Raw genomic sequence first — 1,415 nt, 5'->3', positions numbered from 1 at the left:
GATTAAGTCCATATAATTGTGTAAAAAGAAAAAGAGTCAAATCAATTCCATTTGGCCACAATGTTATCAGCGACGAAAACATTAGGAGGAATTAATTTTGACTCAACTTCAGTTTACCCTAAATTTGGACAATTTAAAAGATGCTGTTATGAACTCTAATATCGAAGCGGTTACTAAAGCTTCCATAGTCTTAGTACTGAATGAAATAATGGAAAAAGAACGTGATGAACACTTACAAGCAAAAGCTTATGAACGAACAGTTACTCGTCGAGATTACCGAAATGGTTATTATGAACGTGATTTACTATTGTCTAACGGACGAATTACTTTGCGTGTTCCTCGTACACGTGAAGGTGACTTTTCTCCATCTATATTTGAAAAGTATGAACGAAGCGACCAAGCTTTTGTTCTTTCTATGTTAGAGATGGTTATTAATGGGGTATCTACTGGAAATGTTACGAAGGTTGTAAAGCAGCTCTGTGGAGAAAATGTATCGAAATCCTTTGTGTCATCACTTACAAAGAAACTTGAACCAATCGTTAATCAATGGGCAAATCGACCATTAAACGTCATGTACTATCCGTATATTTTTGCAGATGCCATGTACATAAAGGTTCGTGAACTTCACCGTGTTGTTTCAAAAGCAGTTTATATTGCTACTGCTATTAATGAAAAAGATCAAAGAGAAGTTATTGGTCTAAAAGTAGATCATGTAGAAAGTTTTGATGCTTGGCAAAGCTTTTTCAAGGATTTAAAGTCACGCGGGTTACAATCACCTAAGCTAGTTATATCAGATGCTCATGAAGGGTTAAAAAAGGCTATACAACGTGAATTTATTGGAACCTCATGGCAAAGATGTACTGTACATTTCAAGCGTAATATAGTAGGTGATCTTCCAAAAAAAGATATGGCACAGGTAATCTTTGATTTAAAAAGAATATTCAGTGCTATGACTAGAGAAGATGCTTGTGCGTTTAAAGAAGATTTTATTAAGAACTATCGAGATAATTCTAAACTAAAAAAAGCAATACAAATCTTAGAAGAAGGCTTCGAAGATGCCATCCAATACCTAAATGAACCATGTTCATACCACACTTATATACACAGTACAAATTCATTGGAGCGGTTGAACCAGGAAGTCCGGCGAAGAGAAAGAGTAATAAGAATTTTCCCTCACACTCAATCTGACTTTCGCTTAATTGGAGCCATATTAATGGATTATCAAGAAAAGCAAGTTATGAAAAAGCTGCCAATCAAAAAAAGATAGTACACGAAGCGAGCGAAATTTGTATGGGTAGGAAGGGGGTACCCCCTTCCTACCCATACAAATCAATTTCTTAACACAAGTAAATCTAATAACCTGATAATTATTGTTAGCCATAGAATTAATTTTACACAAAATTATGGACTTGACT

The 1,415-nt window shown here is 34.8% G+C and carries 1 protein-coding gene; it reads left to right on the top strand.

Annotated features, from left to right (window positions below; all coding sequences use genetic code 11):
- The first annotated feature begins 97 nt into the window (after window positions 1-97).
- Entirely contained in the window at window positions 98-1,267 is a 1,170-nt protein-coding gene (locus ACR65M_RS26865; RefSeq protein ID WP_440274938.1) for an IS256 family transposase, read from the top strand.
- Window positions 1,268-1,415: the final 148 nt, after the last annotated feature.

Source organism: Ferdinandcohnia sp. SAFN-114 (assembly GCF_059415045.1).
Note: the sequence above shows the minus strand (reverse complement) of the source record. Positions and strands in the feature narration are given on the sequence as shown.